This window comes from Cupriavidus laharis, assembly GCF_914271435.1.
Taxonomy (GTDB): domain Bacteria; phylum Pseudomonadota; class Gammaproteobacteria; order Burkholderiales; family Burkholderiaceae; genus Cupriavidus; species Cupriavidus laharis.
Window position 1 is genome coordinate 14759 of sequence record NZ_CAJZAI010000004.1, and the last position, 19358, is coordinate 34116.

Annotated in this window: 18 protein-coding genes; all 18 read left to right on the forward strand. The window is 65.8% G+C overall.

What is annotated here, in order from left to right:
• Nucleotides 1-343: 343 nt before the first annotated feature.
• The 18 genes from LDO29_RS09960 (at nucleotide 344) to accD (ending at nucleotide 19297) form a co-directional block, all read left to right on the forward strand.
• Complete coding sequence (locus tag LDO29_RS09960; RefSeq protein WP_224079634.1) at nucleotides 344-1459, forward strand: branched-chain amino acid ABC transporter substrate-binding protein; 1116 nt, start codon at nucleotides 344-346, stop codon at nucleotides 1457-1459.
• Between the two features lie 114 nt (nucleotides 1460-1573).
• A complete protein-coding gene (gene livH, locus LDO29_RS09965; protein ID WP_224079635.1) occupies nucleotides 1574-2500 on the forward strand; it encodes a high-affinity branched-chain amino acid ABC transporter permease LivH in 927 nt (308 codons plus the stop codon).
• Between the two features lie 13 nt (nucleotides 2501-2513).
• On the forward strand, nucleotides 2514-3779 hold the full coding sequence (locus tag LDO29_RS09970) for a high-affinity branched-chain amino acid ABC transporter permease LivM (protein ID WP_224079636.1): 1266 nt from the start codon (nucleotides 2514-2516) through the stop codon (nucleotides 3777-3779).
• An 8-nt stretch (nucleotides 3780-3787) separates the two neighbouring features.
• Nucleotides 3788-4561, forward strand: a complete 774-nt coding sequence (gene livG / locus LDO29_RS09975; protein ID WP_224079637.1) for a high-affinity branched-chain amino acid ABC transporter ATP-binding protein LivG — start codon at nucleotides 3788-3790, stop codon at nucleotides 4559-4561.
• The gene (locus tag LDO29_RS09980; protein ID WP_224079638.1) at nucleotides 4561-5262 is read left to right on the forward strand and encodes an ABC transporter ATP-binding protein; all 702 of its coding nucleotides are present in this window, start codon (nucleotides 4561-4563) and stop codon (nucleotides 5260-5262) included. Before livG ends, LDO29_RS09980 begins: the two co-directional genes overlap by 1 nt.
• Nucleotides 5263-5581: 319 nt before the next feature.
• The gene (gene leuC, locus LDO29_RS09985; RefSeq protein WP_224079639.1) at nucleotides 5582-6991 is read left to right on the forward strand and encodes a 3-isopropylmalate dehydratase large subunit; all 1410 of its coding nucleotides are present in this window, start codon (nucleotides 5582-5584) and stop codon (nucleotides 6989-6991) included.
• 7 nt (nucleotides 6992-6998) lie between these two features.
• Nucleotides 6999-7130, forward strand: coding sequence for an entericidin A/B family lipoprotein (locus LDO29_RS09990; protein ID WP_211948970.1), 132 nt, complete (start codon nucleotides 6999-7001; stop codon nucleotides 7128-7130).
• A gap of 10 nt (nucleotides 7131-7140) precedes the next feature.
• A complete protein-coding gene (gene leuD / locus LDO29_RS09995; protein ID WP_224079640.1) occupies nucleotides 7141-7791 on the forward strand; it encodes a 3-isopropylmalate dehydratase small subunit in 651 nt (216 codons plus the stop codon).
• 34 nt (nucleotides 7792-7825) lie between these two features.
• On the forward strand, nucleotides 7826-8893 hold the full coding sequence (leuB, locus tag LDO29_RS10000) for a 3-isopropylmalate dehydrogenase (RefSeq protein ID WP_224079641.1): 1068 nt from the start codon (nucleotides 7826-7828) through the stop codon (nucleotides 8891-8893).
• Between the two features lie 211 nt (nucleotides 8894-9104).
• The gene (locus LDO29_RS28205; RefSeq protein ID WP_290369553.1) at nucleotides 9105-9236 is read left to right on the forward strand and encodes a hypothetical protein; all 132 of its coding nucleotides are present in this window, start codon (nucleotides 9105-9107) and stop codon (nucleotides 9234-9236) included.
• 90 nt (nucleotides 9237-9326) lie between these two features.
• On the forward strand, nucleotides 9327-10463 hold the full coding sequence (gene asd, locus LDO29_RS10005; protein ID WP_224079642.1) for an aspartate-semialdehyde dehydrogenase: 1137 nt from the start codon (nucleotides 9327-9329) through the stop codon (nucleotides 10461-10463).
• A gap of 280 nt (nucleotides 10464-10743) precedes the next feature.
• Nucleotides 10744-13563: a FimV/HubP family polar landmark protein gene (locus tag LDO29_RS10010; protein ID WP_224079643.1), complete on the forward strand. Its 2820-nt coding sequence runs from the start codon at nucleotides 10744-10746 to the stop codon at nucleotides 13561-13563.
• A 125-nt stretch (nucleotides 13564-13688) separates the two neighbouring features.
• Nucleotides 13689-14510 carry a tRNA pseudouridine(38-40) synthase TruA gene (gene truA, locus LDO29_RS10015; RefSeq protein WP_224079644.1) on the forward strand — a complete coding sequence of 274 codons (822 nt, stop codon included), beginning with the start codon at nucleotides 13689-13691 and terminating at the stop codon, nucleotides 14508-14510.
• Nucleotides 14497-15213: a phosphoribosylanthranilate isomerase gene (locus tag LDO29_RS10020; protein ID WP_224079645.1), complete on the forward strand. Its 717-nt coding sequence runs from the start codon at nucleotides 14497-14499 to the stop codon at nucleotides 15211-15213. The genes truA and LDO29_RS10020 overlap by 14 nt, the downstream gene beginning before the upstream one ends.
• Nucleotides 15214-15336: 123 nt before the next feature.
• Nucleotides 15337-16530: a tryptophan synthase subunit beta gene (trpB, locus tag LDO29_RS10025; RefSeq protein WP_224079646.1), complete on the forward strand. Its 1194-nt coding sequence runs from the start codon at nucleotides 15337-15339 to the stop codon at nucleotides 16528-16530.
• Nucleotides 16530-17444, forward strand: coding sequence for a DNA-methyltransferase (locus tag LDO29_RS10030; RefSeq protein ID WP_224079647.1), 915 nt, complete (start codon nucleotides 16530-16532; stop codon nucleotides 17442-17444). The genes trpB and LDO29_RS10030 overlap by 1 nt, the downstream gene beginning before the upstream one ends.
• A 1-nt stretch (nucleotide 17445) precedes the next feature.
• Nucleotides 17446-18243, forward strand: coding sequence for a tryptophan synthase subunit alpha (gene trpA / locus LDO29_RS10035; protein WP_224079648.1), 798 nt, complete (start codon nucleotides 17446-17448; stop codon nucleotides 18241-18243).
• 181 nt (nucleotides 18244-18424) lie between these two features.
• Complete coding sequence (gene accD, locus LDO29_RS10040; protein WP_224079649.1) at nucleotides 18425-19297, forward strand: acetyl-CoA carboxylase, carboxyltransferase subunit beta; 873 nt, start codon at nucleotides 18425-18427, stop codon at nucleotides 19295-19297.
• Nucleotides 19298-19358 lie beyond the last annotated feature (61 nt).

A 19358-nucleotide genomic window follows, 5' to 3' on the forward strand; every position in this document is an offset into this window, starting at 1 on the left:
GTATTAATTGTGCAAATCCTGCGCCGGCAAGATAAATTGACCTTTATAATGCGGGCTGCTCTGCCGATGGCAGTCGGGCCACCCTTCCGGCAAGCCATGCGGCAAGCGGGGCAGGCGACAGCGCTTGCGCAATAGAGAACGCATCAAACGTTGTCTTTCCGAACCATGCTCCCCTGATCCATCCGGGGGCAGACACTGCCGGGCCCCGCATCGCTGTTTTCTTGCCGGACCCGTCTTCCGCGTCTCGGACCTTGTTTCTCTGTCGTCCGCGGCGTGTAGTTCGATTGCGCAGGTCATGCTGTCTCTTGCCCGTATGACCACAATACCAATCGAGGAGCTCCTGATGACGCTTTCCCGCCTTACGTCCATTTCGCTGGCCGCCGTGCTGGCCACCCTTGGCGCCGCTGCCAACGCCGAAACCGTGAAGATCGCCATTGCCGGCCCGATGAGTGGCTCGGTGGCCCAGTATGGCGACATGGTCAAGGCCGGTGCGCTGACCGCCATCGAACAGATCAACGCAGCCGGCGGCGCCGGCGGCAACAAGTTCGAAGCGGTGCTGATGGACGACGCCTGCGAGCCGAAGCAGGCCGTGGCCGTGGCCAACAAGATCGTCAGCCAGGGCATCAAGTACGTGATCGGCCACGTGTGCTCGGGCTCGACCATCCCGGCTTCGGACATCTACGAGAACGAAGGCATCGTGATGGTTACGCCGTCGGCCACCGCGCCGCAGCTGACCGAAGCCAAGAAGCGCAAGTTCATCTTCCGCACCATTGGCCGCGACGACCAGCAGGGTCCTGCAGCCGCCCAGTACATCATCGGCAAGGTCAAGCCCAAGAAGGTCGCCGTGCTGCACGACAAGCAGTCGTACGGCCAGGGCATCGCTACCTCGGTGAAGAAGGACCTGGAAGCCGCCAAGATCCCCGTGGCCGTGTTTGAAGGCATCAACGCCGGCGATTCGGACTACTCCGCCGTCATCACCAAGCTGAAGTCGCAGGGCGTGGACTTCGTCTACTTCGGCGGTTATCACCCGGAAATGGGCCTGCTGATGCGCCAGGCGCGCGAGCAGGGCGTGAAGGCCACGTTCATGGGCCCCGAGGGCGTGGGCAACAAGGACGTGACCGCGATCGCCGGCCCCGCCTCGGAAGGCATGCTGGTGACGCTGCCGGCCGACTTCTCGGCCGATCCGGCCAACGCAGGCCTGGTGAAGGCATTCGCCGACAAGAAGCGTGACGCCAACGGTCCGTTCCAGATGCCGTCCTACGCTGCCGTCAAGATCATCGGCGACGCCATCGCCGGCGCCAAGAGCACCGATCCGACCAAGGTCGCGGCGTACATGCACAAGAACGCCTTCCAGACTCCGATCGGCAAGGTCGAGTACGACGACAAGGGCGACCTGAAGTCCTTCAAGTTCGTGGTCTACACCTGGCACAAGGACGCCAGCAAGACCGCCGCCAACTAATCCGGGCATTTCCTCCGCCGCCATCCCGCGCCCCCACAAGGGGCGGCGGGATGGTCCGCTATCGGGCTTCGGCCCGGGCTTCGGTCCGGGCTCCGATTTCCTGAGGCTTCCCCCATGAACGAATTCCTTCCACAGTTCACCCAGCAACTGGTCAACGGCCTGACGCTGGGTGCGATCTATGCGCTGATCGCCATTGGCTACACGATGGTCTACGGCATCATTGGCATGATCAACTTCGCCCACGGCGAGATCTACATGATCGGCGCCTACGTGGGCCTGGTCACACTGACCGCCATTGGCGTGCAGGCCGGCTACCCGTTGCCGCTCGTGCTGGGTGCCGCGCTGCTGGTTTCCGTCGTGGTCACCGGCTGCTATGGCTTTGCGGTCGAGCGCGTGGCGTACCGCCCCTTGCGCGGCGGGCCGCGGCTGGTGCCGCTGATTTCGGCTATCGGCATGTCGATCTTCCTGCAGAACTACGTGCAGATCGGGCAGGGCGCGCGCGACGTGTCCGTGCCGATCCTGATCTCGGGCGCCATCGAGTTCCAGATGGGCGGCGACTTCACGGTCACCGTGCCGTATTCCCGCTTGCTGATCGTCGGCGTCACGCTGGTGCTGATGATCGCGCTGACGCTCTTCATCGGTCATTCGCGCATGGGCCGCGCCTGCCGCGCATGCGCCGAAGACATGCGCATGGCCAACCTGCTCGGCATCGACACCAACCGCGTGATCTCGTTCACCTTCGTGCTCGGCGCGATGCTGGCCGCGGTCGGCGGCGTGCTGATCGGGCTGACCATCGGCAAGCTCAATCCGTTCATCGGCTTCATCGCCGGCATCAAGGCGTTCACCGCAGCGGTTCTGGGCGGCATCGGCAGCATTCCGGGCGCGATGCTCGGCGGCGTGCTGCTGGGGCTGGCCGAAACCTTGGCTTCCGGCTACATGCCGGCCGAATACAAGGACGTGGTGGCCTTCAGCCTGCTGGTGCTGGTGCTGCTGTTCCGCCCGACCGGCCTGCTCGGCAAGCCGGACGTGGAAAAGGTCTGAGGGGGAACGCGACATGACAAACCGGATTTCTGCAACGCCCGCCGCAATGCCCGCCGGGCAATCCCTGAAGAATGCGGTGGTGGCCGCCGTGATGACGGCCATCCTGACCATTCCCGTGCTTGGCCTGCAGCTCAGGCTGGAAGGCTACAAGGTGGTGCTGGAGCCGCACTGGCGGCCGGTGTGGATCGCCGTTGCCGCGGTCTTCCTGTTCCAGCTGTTCAAGCCGCTGCTGTCGCGCGCGGGCAGCGCCGTGCGCATGCCGGCCATGCCCCAGTTGGGCGTGGGCCAGCAGCGTGCGGCGGTGTGGGTGCTGCTGGCCGTCGGGCTCGTGTGGCCGTTCTTCGGCTCGCGCGGCGCGGTGGACGTGGCCACGCTGGCACTGATCTACGTGATCCTGGGGCTGGGCCTGAACATCGTGGTCGGCTTTGCCGGCCTGCTGGACCTCGGCTACGTGGGCTTCTACGCCGTGGGTGGCTATACCTACGCGATGCTGAACCAGTACTTCGGGCTCGGCTTTTGGGAGTGCCTGCCGATCGCGGCCGCCATGTCGGCCACCTTCGGGTTCCTGCTCGGCTTCCCTGTGCTGCGCCTGCGCGGTGACTACCTGGCCATCGTGACACTGGGCTTCGGCGAGATCATCCGCCTGCTCGCGCGCAACCTGACCGAATACACCGGCGGCCCCGACGGCATCTCTGGCATTCCGAAGCCGACCGTGTTCGGTTTCGAGATGGCGCGCAGCGCCACGGTGGAAGGCGCACGCACGTTCCATGAGCTGATCGGCCTGGACTACAAGGGCGAGCACATGGTGATCTTCCTGTACCTGCTCGCACTACTGCTGGTGGGCTTCACGCTGTTCGTCACCAGCCGCCTGATCCGCATGCCGATGGGCCGTGCGTGGGAAGCGCTGCGAGAGGACGAGATCGCGTGCCGCTCGCTGGGCCTGAACCCGACACGCATCAAGCTGTCGGCGTTCACGCTGGGCGCGGCGTTCGCCGGCATCGGCGGTGCGTTCTTCGCGGCGCGCCAGGGGCTGGTCAACCCGGAATCGTTCACCTTCATCGAATCGGCGCTGGTGCTGGCCGTGGTGGTGCTGGGCGGCATGGGTTCGCAGCTGGGCGTGATCCTGGCGGCGATCCTGTTGACCGTGCTGCCTGAGGTGGCACGCGGCTTTGCCGAGTACCGGATGCTGATATTCGGCCTGGTGATGGTGCTGATGATGATGTGGCGTCCGCAGGGCCTGCTGCCCGCGAGCCGTCCGCACGTGGAGCTTCCCCGATGAATGCGGCGATGAGTACAAATGCAGAATTGCTGAAGGTTTCCGGCCTGCAGATGCGCTTCGGCGGCCTGCTGGCGGTGGATGGTATCGAATTCGACGTGAAGCGCGATGAGGTCTTCGCGATCATCGGCCCGAACGGCGCTGGCAAGACCACGGTGTTCAACTGCGTCGGCGGTTTCTACAAGCCGACGGCGGGCGAGGTCACCATGGACGGCCACGCCATCGCCGGACTGCCGAGCCACATGGTGGCGCGCAAGGGCCTCGTGCGCACGTTTCAGAACATCCGCCTGTTCAAGAACCTGACCGTGGTGGAGAACCTGCTGGTGGCACAGCACCTGCAGGTGCAATCCGGCATCCTGCGCGGGCTGTTCGCCACGCCGGCCTACCGCCGCGCCGAGCGCGAAGCGCTGCAGCGTGCCGCCCAATGGCTGGAGCGCATGGGCCTGACCAAGGTTGCCAACCGCGAGGCGGGGACGCTGTCGTACGGCCACCAGCGCCGGCTCGAGATCGCGCGCTGCATGATCACAAAGCCGCGCCTGCTGATGCTGGACGAGCCGGCTGCCGGCCTGAACCCGCAGGAGAAGATCGAGCTGTCGCAGCTCATCGACCAGCTGCGCCGCGAGTTCGGGATTGCCGTGCTCCTGATCGAACACGACATGAGCCTGGTGATGGGCGTGTCCGACCGCATCCTGGTGATGGAACACGGCAAGCCGATCGTGATCGGCAAGCCGGAGGACGTGCGCAACGACCCGCGCGTGATCAAGGCCTACCTGGGAGAGGACTGATGCTGAAGCTGGAACAGGTCCATACCCACTACGGTGCCATCGAGGCGCTGTCGGGCGTATCGATCGAAGTCAACAAGGGGGAGATCGTCACCCTGATCGGCAGCAACGGCGCCGGCAAGACGACGCTGATGATGACCGTGTGCGGTTCGCCGCGCGCCTCGAGCGGCCGCGTGCTGTTCGAAGGGCAGGACATCACCAACTGCTCCACGCACGAGATCATGCGCATGGGCATGGCCATCTCGCCGGAAGGGCGGCGCGTGTTCCCTAGCCTGACGGTGCTCGAGAACCTGAAGATGGGTGCGTTCTTCGCGAAGCGCGAGGGGATCGAGGCGGGCATCGAGCACGTGTTCAAGCTGTTCCCGCGGCTGAACCAGCGCTCGGGCCAGCGTGCCGGCACCATGTCGGGCGGCGAGCAGCAGATGCTGGCGATCGGCCGCGCGCTGATGAGCCGGCCGCGCCTGCTGCTGCTGGACGAGCCCACGCTCGGTCTGGCGCCGCTGATCATCGCGCAGATCTTCGACATCATCCGCACCATCCGTGACGAAGGCGTCACCGTGTTCCTGGTCGAGCAGAACGCCAACAAGGCGCTGCAGGTGGCCGACCGCGGCTATGTGCTGGAAACCGGCAAGGTGGTGCTGGCCGACACCGGTGCGAACCTGCTGGCCAACGACCGGATCAAGGCGGCCTACCTGGGCGGCTGACCGTGCTTCCCTCGTTCCCCGCACGGGAACGAGGGGCACCCCCTGCTTTCGCCATCCGCGAAAGCCCCCTTTCGCCAATCACGGCGCAGCGCAACGCTGTGCCGGGGCCGGCTGGCGCCGGCCCCGTGGCATAATCGCTTGAGAAGTCAAGCATTGCGAAAGCGCTCGCTTCGGACGGCTTCCGGCGTCATCATCGCCGTTGTCGTTCACCGTGTCCTGCCCCGGCAACGAGGCGGCCGGACAACAAAAGATCCCTGCAAACAACCTGCGCGGTACCGCGCCATTTCTGCCGGAATGGACGCAGGCCGCCCCCTGCATCATGGCCAAGACGCTCTACGACAAACTCTGGGATGACCACACCGTCCACGTCGAGGAAGACGGCACCACGCTGCTCTACATCGACCGCCACCTGCTGCATGAAGTGACCAGCCCGCAGGCGTTCGAAGGCCTGAAGATGGCAGAGCGCCCGGTGTGGCGCATCAGCGCCAACCTGGCCGTGTCGGACCACAACGTGCCCACGACGGATCGCACCGAAGGCATCGCCGACCCGGTGTCGAAGCTGCAAGTCGATACGCTGGACTCGAACTGCGATGCGTTCGGCATCACCCAGTTCAAGATGAACGATCATCGCCAGGGCATCGTGCACGTGATCGGGCCGGAGCAGGGCGCCACGCTGCCGGGCATGACGGTGGTGTGCGGCGACTCGCATACCTCGACGCACGGCGCGTTCGGCGCGCTCGCGCATGGCATCGGCACGTCGGAAGTGGAGCACGTGCTGGCCACCCAGACGCTGCTGGGCAAGAAGGCCAGGAACATGCTGGTCAAGGTGGAAGGGAAGCTGCCGCGCGGCTGCACCGCCAAGGACATCGTGCTGGCGATCATCGGCAAGATCGGCACGGCCGGTGGCACCGGCTACACGATCGAGTTCGCCGGTTCGGCTATCCGCGACCTGACCATGGAAGGCCGCATGACGGTCTGCAACATGGCCATTGAAGCCGGCGCGCGCGCGGGGCTGGTGGCAGTGGATGACGTCACGCTGGAGTACGTCAAGGGCCGCCCGTACGCGCCGCAGGGCGTGGAGTGGGAGCAGGCCGTCGGTTACTGGCGCACGCTGCATTCCGACGCTGGTGCGCACTTTGACCAGGTGATCGAGCTGCGCGCCGAAGACGTGCGCCCGCAAGTGACCTGGGGTACCTCGCCGGAAATGGTGATAAGCATCGAGGACCGCGTGCCGGATCCCGAGAAGGAAAAGGACCCGAACAAGCGCAACGCCATGGAGCGCGCGCTCGAATACATGGGCCTGCAGCCCAACGTGCCCGTTGAAAGCATCAACATCGACAAGGTGTTTATCGGCTCCTGCACCAACAGCCGCATCGAGGACATGCGCGCCGCCGCATGGGTGGTGCAGAAGCTGGGCCGCAAGGTCGCTTCGAACGTGAAGCTCGCGATGGTGGTGCCGGGCTCCGGTCTGGTCAAGGAGCAGGCCGAGCGCGAAGGGCTCGACAAGGTCTTCAAGGCTGCTGGTTTTGAGTGGCGCGAGCCGGGCTGCTCGATGTGCCTGGCCATGAATGCCGACCGCCTGGAACCGGGCGAGCGCTGCGCGTCCACATCGAACCGCAACTTCGAAGGCCGGCAGGGCGCGGGTGGCCGTACCCACCTGGTGAGCCCGGCAATGGCCGCCGCGGCGGCCATCGAAGGCCACTTCGTCGACATCCGCAAGCTCGGCTGAGGAAGCGATGAAACGGATCCTGATCGCATTGCTGGCATGCCTGGGCATGCTGCAGTTGGCTGGCTGCAATACCATGGCCGGCCTGGGCAAGGACACGCAGGCCGCTGGCAACTCCCTTGAACGCGCGGCCAAGAAGTAAGGAAAGAGACATGGACAAGTTCACCGTACACAGCGGCCTCGTGGCACCACTCGACCGCGAGAACGTCGACACCGACGCCATCATCCCGAAGCAGTTCCTGAAGTCGATCAAGCGCACCGGCTTCGGCCCGAACCTGTTCGACGAGTGGCGCTACAAGGATGTCGGCGAGCCCGGCATGGACAACAGCAAGCGTCCGCTGAACCCGGACTTCGTGCTGAACCAGCCGCGCTACCAGGGCGCGTCGATCCTGCTGGCGCGCCGCAACTTCGGCTGCGGCAGCTCGCGCGAGCACGCGCCGTGGGCGCTCACGCAATACGGCTTCCGCGCCGTGATCGCGCCGAGCTTTGCCGACATCTTCTTCAACAACTGCTACAAGAACGGCCTGCTGCCGGTGGTGCTGAGCGAGTTGCAGGTCGACCACCTGTTCAACGAGACCAATGCTTTCAACGGCTACAAGCTGACCATCGACCTGGACAAGCAGGTCGTGATCACGCCGGGTGGCGAGGCCTACAACTTCGACATCGCCCCGTTCCGCAAGTACTGCATGCTGAACGGCTTTGACGATATCGGCCTGACCCTGCGCCATGCCGAGAAGATCAAGGCGTACGAAGCCGAGCGCGTGGCGAAGATGCCGTGGCTGAACAACCGGCTTGTCGGCTAAGCGCGGCGGCGGAATTCAAACAAGGAACAACAGCATGAAGATCGCAGTCCTGCCAGGTGACGGCATCGGTCCGGAAATCGTTGCCGAGGCCGTCAAGGTCCTGAACGCACTCGACGAGAAGTTCGAGATGGAAACCGCCCCGGTGGGCGGTGCCGGTTACGAGGCCGAGGGCCATCCGCTGCCGGAAAACACGCTGAAGATCGCCAAGGAGGCCGATGCCATCCTGTTCGGCGCCGTGGGCGACTGGAAGTACGACAGCCTCGAGCGTGCGCTGCGCCCGGAACAGGCCATCCTGGGCCTGCGCAAGCACCTGCAGCTGTTCGCCAACTTCCGTCCGGCGATCTGCTACCCGGAGCTGACCGGCGCGTCGAGCCTGAAGCCGGAACTGGTGGCGGGCCTCGACATCCTGATCGTGCGGGAGCTGAACGGCGACATCTACTTCGGCCAGCCGCGCGGTGTGCGCGAGGCGCCGGACGGCCTGTTCAAGGGCGCCCGCGAAGGCTTCGACACCATGCGCTACAGCGAGCCGGAAATCCGCCGCATCGCGCACGTGGCGTTCCAGGCCGCGGCCAAGCGCGGCAAGAAGCTGTGCAGCGTGGACAAGGCCAACGTGCTGGAAACCTTCCAGTTCTGGAAGGACATCATGATCGAAGTCAGCAAGGAATACCCGGACGTCGAGCTGTCGCACATGTACGTCGACAACGCCGCGATGCAGCTGGTCAAGGCCCCCAAGAGCTTTGATGTGATCGTCACCGGCAACATGTTCGGCGACATCCTGTCGGATGAGGCCGCCATGCTGACGGGCTCGATCGGCATGCTGCCGTCGGCGTCGCTCGATGCGAACAACAAGGGCCTGTACGAGCCGTCGCACGGCTCGGCGCCGGACATCGCCGGCAAGGGTATCGCCAACCCGTTGGCGACGATCTTGTCGGCCGCGATGATGCTGCGCTACTCGCTGAACAAGGCCGAGCAGTCCGACCGCATCGAGAATGCCGTGAAGAAGGTGCTCGCGCAGGGTTACCGCACGGCCGACATCGTGACGCCGGGCTGCAAGCAGGTCGGCACGCGTGAGATGGGCGAAGCGGTACTGGCCGCGCTGTAAGTCACTGCCGCGCCATCCAATCCGCGCCATCCAATCTGCCGTCATTCCCGCGCAGGCGGGAATCCAGCGTCTTGAAAGTCACTGGGTTCCCGCCTGCGCGGGAACGACGGTGATCAAGCGAAAGCAGTTTTGGCTCTACGGAGCCTTTTCTTTTATTTGTCCCCGATTTTCCACGCTGCGGCGGTGCCGCAAAATCGTGTAGACTCTGCAGATGGCCCGATTTTCCCAGTCCACCCTGACTGCTGTTGCTGCCCCGACCGCTACCCGCGGCCCGGTCGGCACGATTTCGCTCGGCCAGACCGCAACGACGATTAAAACCATTATCAAAACCGCGATCGCCTAGATCCGTTCGTCGTGCCTGCCCGTCTTCCCCGCGCAGCCACGCCGGGCGAGGAAAATGGCGGGGAAGTAAAAATCACATCCGAGGTAAATCATGATTGTAGGTCTCGTCGGTTGGCGGGGAATGGTCGGCAGCGTCCTGATGCAACGCATGCAGGAAGAGCGTGATTTCGACCATATCGAGCCCGTCTTCTTCAGCACGTCCAACGCCGGCGGCAAGGCGCCCGCCATGGCGAAGAACGAAACCACGCTCAAGGATGCCAACGACATCGAGGCACTGAAGAAGTGCGACGTGGTGCTGACCGCCCAGGGCGGCGACTACACCAATGACATCTTCCCCAAGCTGCGCGCGGCGGGCTGGAAGGGCTACTGGATCGACGCGGCTTCGTCGCTGCGGATGAAGGACGATGCCATCATCGTGCTGGATCCGGTCAACCAGGGTGTGATCAAGGACGCGCTGTCCAAGGGCGTGAAGAATTTCGTCGGCGGCAACTGCACGGTCAGCTGCATGCTGATGGGCCTCGGTGGCCTGTTCCAGGCCGACCTGGTCGAGTGGATGACTTCGATGACCTACCAGGCCGCCTCGGGCGGTGGCGCGCAGCACATGCGTGAACTGCTGACGCAGTTCGGCACGCTGAATGCGTCGGTGAAGTCGCTGCTGGATAACCCGGCGTCGGCCATCCTGGAGATCGACCGCCAGATCCTGGCGACGCAGCACGGTCTGTCCACCGAGGAAACCAAGCAGTTCGGCGTGCCGCTGGCCGGCAACCTGATCCCCTGGATCGACAAGGACCTGGGCAACGGCCAGTCGCGCGAAGAGTGGAAGGGCGGCGCCGAGACCAACAAGATCCTGGGCCGCGGCGAAGGCTTCCTGGGCGCCACCGGCGCCACGCCGATCGCTGTCGACGGCCTGTGCGTGCGCATCGGCGCGATGCGCTGCCACTCGCAAGCGCTGACCATCAAGCTGCGCAAGGATGTGCCGCTGGACGAGATCGAAGGCATGCTCGCCGCGCACAACCCGTGGGCCAAGGTCGTGCCGAACACCCGCGAAGCCAGCATGACCGACCTGACCCCGGCTGCCGTAACCGGCACGCTGACCATTCCGGTCGGCCGCCTGCGCAAGATGCAGATGGGTGGCGAGTACCTGTCCGCGTTCACCGTGGGCGACCAGCTACTGTGGGGCGCGGCCGAACCGCTGCGCCGTATGCTGCGCATTTTGATCGAGTCCTGATCACCCGAAATCGGCCTGCCGAGGCCTGGCGGCTTTCGTTGCGGCAAGGCAACAGAAACCCCGGCTTTGCCCGCGACGCCGCGCCCATGCGCGGCGTTGTTACATCTGACTGCCTATTTTCCCGGGCGATGCGTCACAATACGCCGGCATGCGCCCGCTTGCCGGCCCTCGTTGGCACGCGCGCGCAATCCGGCGACAGGCACGCAAGAATGTCCGCTGGCCGGAGTGAATGCTTTTGGGGTCGGGTTTCTATCGCTACTAAAACATAACGGAGCACAAGGTGAGTGTGAGCCAACATCGCCGGAAAGATGCGCCAACCGTCCGTCAGCGCTGGTCAACGCTGGCCGTCACGGCTATCGGCCTGCTGCTTGCGCAGCCTGCCGCGTATGCCGCGGGGTTCGGGCAATTGCGGGTACAGTCGAATCTGGGGCAGCCGCTGCAGGCCGAGATCGACATCAGCGGGGTGAGTGCAGAAGAGGCAGCAGGGCTCAGCGTCAAGCTGGCCTCCCCGGCGGCATATGCCAGCGCGGGACTGACCTATCTGCCAGCGGTGAGCGGCCTGAGGCTCGAGATCGAGCGCCGTCCCAACGGCAGCTATGTGGCCAAGGTCCGGTCAAGCCAGCCGATCAGCGAACCGTTCGTCGACATCCTGGTCGACATGAGCTGGTCCAGCGGCAAGGTGTCCCGGGCCTATACCTTCCTGCTTGACCCCGCCGGGGCCAGGCCTTCCAACCAGACTTTCTCGCCGGCGACGGTGGTGCAGGCCGCCACGCCGGACGCATCGCCGGCTGCCGCGCCGGCCTCCGCACCGCTGCAAGCGCCCGCGCCAGCAGTCGCACAGGGCGCGCAGCCGGCTGCCCAGGCACCGGCGGCCAGGCCCGCCCGGCAGCCTGCCGGCCACCGTACCCAGGCGGCACAAGCTGCCACCGAGGGCGAGGCGACAGCGGGTGGCGCGTACACGGTCAAGCGCGGCGACACGCTGTCGTCGATCGCCGGCGATGCCGTGCTGGACCAGGAGGGCGTGTCGCTGGACCAGATGCTGGTCGCGCTCTACCGAAACAATCCGAACGCCTTCATTGGCGGCAACATCAATCGCCTGAAATCCGGTGCGGTGCTCCAGGTGCCTTCACGGCAGCAGGCGCAGTCCGTATCGCCCAAGGCGGCCCGCCGCGAGGTGGTGGCGCGTACGCAAGGCTTTGACGCGTACCGCAGCCGGCTGGCGGGCGCCGCCGCGGCCAGGTCGGTCGAGCCCGACAGCGGCCGCCAGCAGTCGGGCAACGTCACGGCACGCGTGCAGGACCAGGCCGTGCCGGCCGCCGGCCCGCAAAACGAACTCAAGCTGAGCAAGGCCGAGCGTTCGGGCCAGGCCAACACCGCGGCGCAGGCCGAGGCCAACGTAGCCCGCGAGCGGCAACTGAAGGAAGCCGAGGCACGGCTCGCCCAGCTCGAAAAGAACGTCGGCGACATGCAGAAGCTGATCGAGCTGAAGAACAGCGAGATCGCCAAGCTGACGCAGGCTAACCAGGCCGCATTGGCCGACAAGGAAAAGGCCGAGAAGGCAGCCGACAAGGCCGCGAAGACCGAAGCCAAGGCGCCGACCGTGGTCGCGGCCGAGCCGCCGAAGGCGGACACGCCGGCCGAAGCCGCGCCTGCCGCACCGGTGGCACAGGCGGCCGCAAGCGCCGCAGTAGTGCCGGCTTTGGCTCCGGCAACCGCAACGGCGGCTGCTTCGGCGCCTGGCGCGGCGCCAGCCAGCGCCGTGCAGGCTGCTGCCCCGGCGTCGGCCCCGGCCGTCAAGCGTCCGCCGGTGGTGGTACAGGCGGAACCCGCACCCGAGCCGTCATTCCTCGACGGACTGCTGGCCAATCCGATGCTGTTGCCGGGCGGCGGCCTGCTGGTCGCGCTGCTGGGCGGCTATGTGATCTACCGCCGCCGCCAGCAGCAGAAGTCGGCGGATGGCGGTGCCTTCGGTGACAGCATCCTGTCGCAGGAAAGCACCGTGATGGCCGGCGCCAATTCGCTGTTTGGCGCCGCTGGCGGCCAGAGCGTGGATACGTCGCAGCACAGCGTGTTCGGCGCGGATTTCCGCATCGGCAACAACATGCCGGAGGCCAGCGAGGTCGACCCGATTGCCGAGGCGGAGGTCTATATCGCCTACGGGCGCGACGTGCAGGCGGAAGAGATCCTGCGCGAAGCGCTCGAGAAGGACCCGGAGCAGCAGCCGATCCGGCTCAAGCTCCTGGAGATTTACAGTAATCGTCAGGATGTGGAAGGTTTCCGCGTGATTGCAGAAGAGATGTTCGCCCAGACCGGCGGACAAGGGGCGGAATGGCTCAAGGCCGCGGAAATGGGGCGCGCACTCGATGCGGGCAATGCGTTGTACCTGGCAGTGACGCCGGATACCAGTGGTGGCCCCGAAACGGCCACGCCGGCAACCGACCAGTGGCGCACGCAGGATCCCTCGCACGATCCGGCTGTTGCGCCGCGTGAAGCCTCGCTCGCCGACCTGGCCTTGCCGCTCGACGCTTTCCCGGCACCGGCGGCTGGTGACCCGATCGTCGCACCGGAATCGGCCACCCTGGCATTCGGCGACGGTGTCGTGCACGCGGACGAGCGGCTTGCGCCCGCTGCGAAGTTCGATGGCGGCCTGGACCTGACGCTGCCGGCCACCGGGGATGATGCCCTGGCGGACGTGCCGCGGCTGGACACGCCGACCCGCTCGCGCGCGATGGATTTCGACATGTCGGGTATCTCGCTCGACCTCAATGCCGGATCCACGGCAGAGGCGCGAAGCGTGGACGAGGCGACAGCACCGCTGCCGTCGCCGACCATGATCCGCGACGGCAAGCTGCCCGAGCCGATCGACCTGGCCAGCATCGGCGACACCGGTGCCGACACCACGCCGGGCGTCTCGCCGAGCACGCTGTCGACGGACGGCATGGATGGCGGCCGCGACATGCAGATCAAGCTCGACCTGGCTCGCGCCTATATCGAGATCGGCGACAAGGAAGGCGCGCGCGAGCTGCTGCAGGAAGTCGTGGAGCAGTCGCAGGACGACCTGCAGGCGGAGGCGCGTTCGCTGCTGCTCGAGGTGGCCTGAGTTATCATCGACGATCCGGGCAGGCGGCAATCTTGCCGCGGCCCGAAGCGATGCGCCGGAAGCGTCCCTTCCGGCGCATTTGTTTTTTGTCGGCCCCAGCCATCGACAGGCCAGCTTTCCTCTCCATGAATCGCATCGCCATCGGCCTCCATTACGACGGTGCCGCCTTTTCCGGCTGGCAGTCGCAGCCGCATCGCAACACCGTGCAGGACCACCTCGAGGACGCCATCGAGCGCTTCGCCGGCGTGCGCCTGCTGACCACCGTGGCGGGCCGCACCGATGCCGGCGTGCACGCGCTGGGGCAGGTGATCCATCTCGACACCATGCTGAACCGGGACATGTTCTCGTGGGTACGTGGCGTCAACGCGTTCCTGCCGCCGTCGATTGCGCTGCAATGGGCCCTTCCTGTCGATGAGAGCTTCCATGCCCGCTTCCTCGCGTTCGAGCGCATGTACTACTACGCGCTCTACACCGGCCCGCACCGCGTTCCGCTCGCGCATGGCCGGGCCGGCTACCTGATGCTGCCGCCGGGCCAGCGGCTGGATGTGGAGGCCATGCGGGAAGCTTCCCGCTGCCTGCTGGGCGAGCATGATTTCTCGTCGTTCCGCGCGGCCGAATGCCAGGCCAAGTCGCCGGTCAAGACCATGTACGACGCGACGCTGAAGGCGGACGGCAACTGGGTCTTCCTGCGCTTTCGCGCCAGTGCTTTCCTGCACCACATGGTGCGCAACCTGATGGGATGCCTGGTGGCGGTGGGGCGGGGACGCTATCCGCCGGAGTGGCTGGGCGAGGTGCTTGCCGGCCGCGACCGCAAGCTTGCCGCGCCCACCTTTATGCCCGACGGCCTCTATCTGGCGGACGTGAAGTATCCTGAGGCTTATCAGATTCCGGCGGCAGACCCTTCCGCCAGCCTGTTCCATGGAGTGTTTCCTCATGACGCAGCCTGAGCGCGCCGACGCCGCGGCGCCGGCCCGTACCCGCATCAAGATCTGCGGCCTGACGCGCGAGGAAGACGTGCGCGCTGCAGTGGACGCGGGTGCCGACGCGATCGGATTGGTGTTCTATCCGCCCAGCCCGCGCTATGTCGACCTGGCCCATGCCGCGGAGCTCGCCGAAGCTGCCGGGCCCTTCGTCTCGGTGGTCGGCCTGTTCGTCAATGCGGACATGGAGGAGGTGGCCCATGTGGCCGAGCGTGTGCCGCTCACGCTGCTTCAGTTTCACGGCGACGAGACGCCGCAGTACTGTACCCAGACTGCCCAGCGCTGCCGCCTGCCTTTTCTGCGTGCGGCGCGTGTGCGCCCCGGCCTTGATTTGATAGAATTCGCCGGTCAATACCGCGATGCCGCCGGCTTGTTGCTCGATGCCTTCGTCGAAGGCTACGGCGGCGGCGGCCACGTCTTCGACTGGACCCTGATTCCCCCGGCATGGCTTGCTTCCAACCATCCACCCACCGGCAACCCGAACGCAAGCGGCGCTCCTCGCATCGTTTTGAGTGGTGGGTTGAACGCGCAAAACGTCGCTGGCGCGATTGAACGCGTGCGGCCCTACGCTGTTGACGTCAGCAGCGGTGTCGAGGCCGCCAAGGGCGTGAAGGACCACGCCCGCATTGCCGCGTTCGTGCGCGCAGTCCGCAGTGCCGAGGCAGGATGAGCAGGGCCGCAAGATCGGTTCCTGCGCCACGGTCCCCGGCGGTCCGCTGGCCGCGCCACCCGCATCGCAGTCAAATTTGCGCCCTTGCCGTGAAGCAAGGCCGCTGACCTGAAGAGCCCAGACATGTACGACCTGCCCGATTCCCGTGGCCATTTCGGCCCCTATGGCGGCACCTTCGTCTCCGAGACGCTGGTCCACGCGCTCGATGAATTGCGCGAGGCCTATGCCCATTACCAGAAAGACGCTGATTTCGACGCCGAATTCCGCCGCGAACTGAAGCACTTCGTCGGCCGTCCGTCGCCGATCTACCATGCGCAGCGCTGGAGCGAGCTGCTCGGCGGCGCGCAGATCTACCTCAAGCGCGAGGACCTGAACCACACCGGCGCCCACAAGATCAACAACGTGATCGGCCAGGCGCTGCTGGCCAAGCGCATGGGCAAGAAGCGCGTGATCGCCGAGACTGGCGCCGGCCAGCACGGCGTGGCCACGGCCACGATTGCCGCGCGCTTCGGCATGGAGTGCGTGGTCTACATGGGCTCCGAGGACGTCAAGCGCCAGGCTGCCAACGTCTACCGCATGAAGCTGCTGGGCGCCACCGTGGTGCCGGTGGAAAGCGGCTCGCGCACGCTCAAGGACGCGCTCAATGAAGCCATGCGCGACTGGGTGACCAACGTCGAGACCACGTTCTACATCATCGGCACCGTAGCCGGCCCGCACCCGTACCCGATGATGGTGCGCGATTTCCAATGCGTGATCGGCGAGGAAGCCAAGGTGCAGATGCCCGAGATGACCGGGCGCCAGCCGGATGCCGTGATCGCCTGCGTGGGCGGCGGCTCCAATGCGATGGGCATCTTCTACCCGTACATCGAGCACAAGGACGTGCAACTGATTGGCGTGGAAGCCGCTGGCGATGGCCTGGACACCGGCCGCCACGCGGCGGCGCTGATCGGCGGCACGCCCGGCGTGCTGCACGGCAACCGGACCTACCTGCTGCAGGACCCGAACGGCCAGATCATCGAGACGCACTCGGTGTCGGCCGGCCTGGATTATCCGGGCGTAGGCCCCGAGCATGCCTGGCTCAAGGACAGCGGCCGCGCACAGTACGTGCCGATCACCGATGAAGAGGCGCTCAAGGCTTTCCATGACTGCTGCCGCATCGAGGGCATCATCCCGGCACTGGAATCGAGCCACGCCATCGCCTACGCGTGCAAGCTGGCGCCGACGCTGCCCAAGGACAAGCTGCTGCTGGTGAACCTGTCCGGCCGCGGCGACAAGGACATGCACACCGTGGCCGAACGTTCGGGGCTCAAGCTCTGATGCGCGCGCTGCCACCTTCCGTACCGGCGGAACTGGCCCTGGGCGGGGCTTCGGACCTGCCCGGCGCGCCGGATGCGCCCACGCTGCAGCTGTTCCAGGAAGACATGTTCGAAGGCATTGCGCGCCTGCCGGACGGTTCGGTCGACCTTGTCGTCGCCGATCCGCCCTACGGGCTGGGCAAGGACTACGGCAACGATTCCGACCTGCTTTCGGGCCAGGCTTACCTGGAGTGGTCCGAGCGCTGGATGGATGCCGTCTGCCCCAAGCTGGCCCCGAAGGGCACGCTGTATCTGTTCTGCACCTGGCAGTATTCGCCCGAGCTGTTCGTGATGCTCAAGCGCCGCCTGACCATGATCAACGAGATCATCTGGGACCGCCGCGTGCCGAGCATGGGCGGCACCACGCGCAAGTTCTCGTCGGTGCACGACAACATCGGCTTCTTCGCCAGGGCGCGCGACTACTACTTCGACCTGGATCCCGTGCGCATCCCGTACGACCCGGAGACCAAGAAGGCGCGCAGCCGCCCCCGTTTCGAAGGCAAGAAGTGGCTGGAGGTTGGCTACAACCCGAAGGACCTGTGGAGCATTTCGCGCATCCACCGGCAGGATCCGGAGCGGGCCAACCATCCCACGCAGAAGCCGCTGGAGATCGTCGAGCGCATGGTGCTGTCGAGCTGCCCGCCGGGCGGACTGGTGCTGGACCCGTTCGCCGGCAGCGGCACCACTGCGGTGGCATGCCTGCGCCATGGCCGGCGCTTCGTGGGCTTCGAGATCAATCCCGAGTATGTCGAGGTGGCGCGCGGGCGTGTAGACGCGGCCGTGCAACTGGCCAGGTCCGTGGCGGACCGCAACCCAACATCGGCGGCTGCCAATGACGAGGAATCGTCGGCGCAGCTGCCTCACCTGATTCCCTGATATGTCCCGCATCCAGAAGACATTCGCGGCACTGGCCGCGCAGAACAAGAAGGGCCTGATTCCGTTCATCACCGCAGGCGACCCGGAGCCCGGACTGACGGTGGAACTGATGCACGCGCTTGTCGCCGGCGGCGCCGACGTGATCGAGCTGGGCGTGCCGTTCTCGGACCCGATGGCCGACGGCCCCGTGATCCAGCGCGCTTCCGAGCGCGCACTGGCCAATGGCGTGTCGCTCACGCAGGTGCTGCAATGGGTGCGCGAATTCCGTCAGACCAATGCCGATACGCCTGTCGTGCTGATGGGCTATGCCAATCCGATCGAGCGCATGGGCGAAGCGGCGTTTTCCCTGGCCGCGCGCGAAGCCGGTGTGGATGGCGTGCTGGTGGTCGACTATCCGCCCGAAGAGTGCGAGTCCTTTGCCGCGCTGATGCGTGACAATGGCATCGACCCGATCTTCCTGCTGGCGCCGACTTCGACCAACGACCGCATCGCGGCCGTGGGCAAGGTGGCGAGCGGCTATGTCTACTATGTCTCGCTCAAGGGCGTGACCGGTTCGGCCACGCTGGACCTGGACAGCGTGGCCGAACGTATGCCGCTGATCAAGAAGCATGTGAACCTGCCGGTCGGCGTGGGCTTCGGCATCCGCGACGCCCAGACCGCGCGCGCCATCGGCGGCGTGGCCGATGCCGTGGTGATCGGTAGCCGCCTGGTGCAGCTGCTCGAAGATGCGCCGCGCGACCAGGCGGTAGAATCGCTGCGTTCGTTCATCGCCGGGATTCGCCAGGCGCTGGACGCTTGAAGTGATCAATAATCGGCTTTGATGCCGTGAAAAAGTGCTGAAGCGTGCGCGCGATGCGCGTTCTGCTTCGGTCGAACCTTGCCGGCGTGGTAAATTCTCAGGTTGATTCCCTGCCGTTCCCCGGTTCTCGCCGGGCCGATGCGTAGCTACGGCGCGCGGCAGCTATCCGAAAGGAGCTTTCATGAGCTGGTTGGATAAACTCCTGCCTCCCAAGATTCAACAGACCGACCCCCGCACCCGCAAGGGCATTCCAGAGGGGCTGTGGGTCAAGTGCCCGTCGTGCGAGTCCACCCTGTACCGGACCGACGTCGAGGCCAACCTGCACGTCTGCCCGAAGTGCGACCACCACATGCGCATCAGCGCGCGCGAGCGCCTGGACGCGCTGCTCGACGCCGAAGGCCGCTATGAGATCGGCCAGGAAATCGTGCCGGTCGATGCGCTCAAGTTCAAGGACAGCAAGAAGTATCCCGACCGCATCAAGGCTGCCATGGAGGACACCGGCGAGACCGATGCGATGGTCGTGATGGGCGGCGCCATCCACACCATCCCGGTGGTGGCGAGCTGCTTCGAGTTCGAGTTCATGGGGGGCTCAATGGGCTCCGTGGTCGGCGAGCGCTTCGTGCGCGGTGCCCAGGCGGCGCTGGAGCAGAAGGTGCCGTTCATCTGCTTTACCGCCACGGGCGGCGCGCGCATGCAGGAAAGCCTGCTGTCGCTGCTGCAGATGGCCAAGACCACGGCCATGCTGAACCAGCTCTCCGCGGCGAAGCTGCCGTTCATCAGCGTGCTGACCGACCCGACCATGGGCGGTGTGTCCGCGAGCTTCGCATTCCTCGGCGATGTGGTGATTGCCGAGCCCAAGGCGCTGGTCGGCTTTGCCGGTCCGCGCGTGATCGAGCAGACCGTGCGCGAGAAGCTTCCCGAAGGCTTCCAGCGCTCGGAATTCCTGCTGCAGAAGGGCGCCATCGACATGATCGTCGACCGCCGCAAGCTGCGCGCCGAACTGGCGCAGCTGTTGGCGCTGCTGCAGAAGCAGCCTGCGGACGCGGTCGCGTAAGACCGCCTTGATGGCACAAGCAAGGGCGCGGGCGGTTGACGCGCCTTTTGCTTTTGCTGGC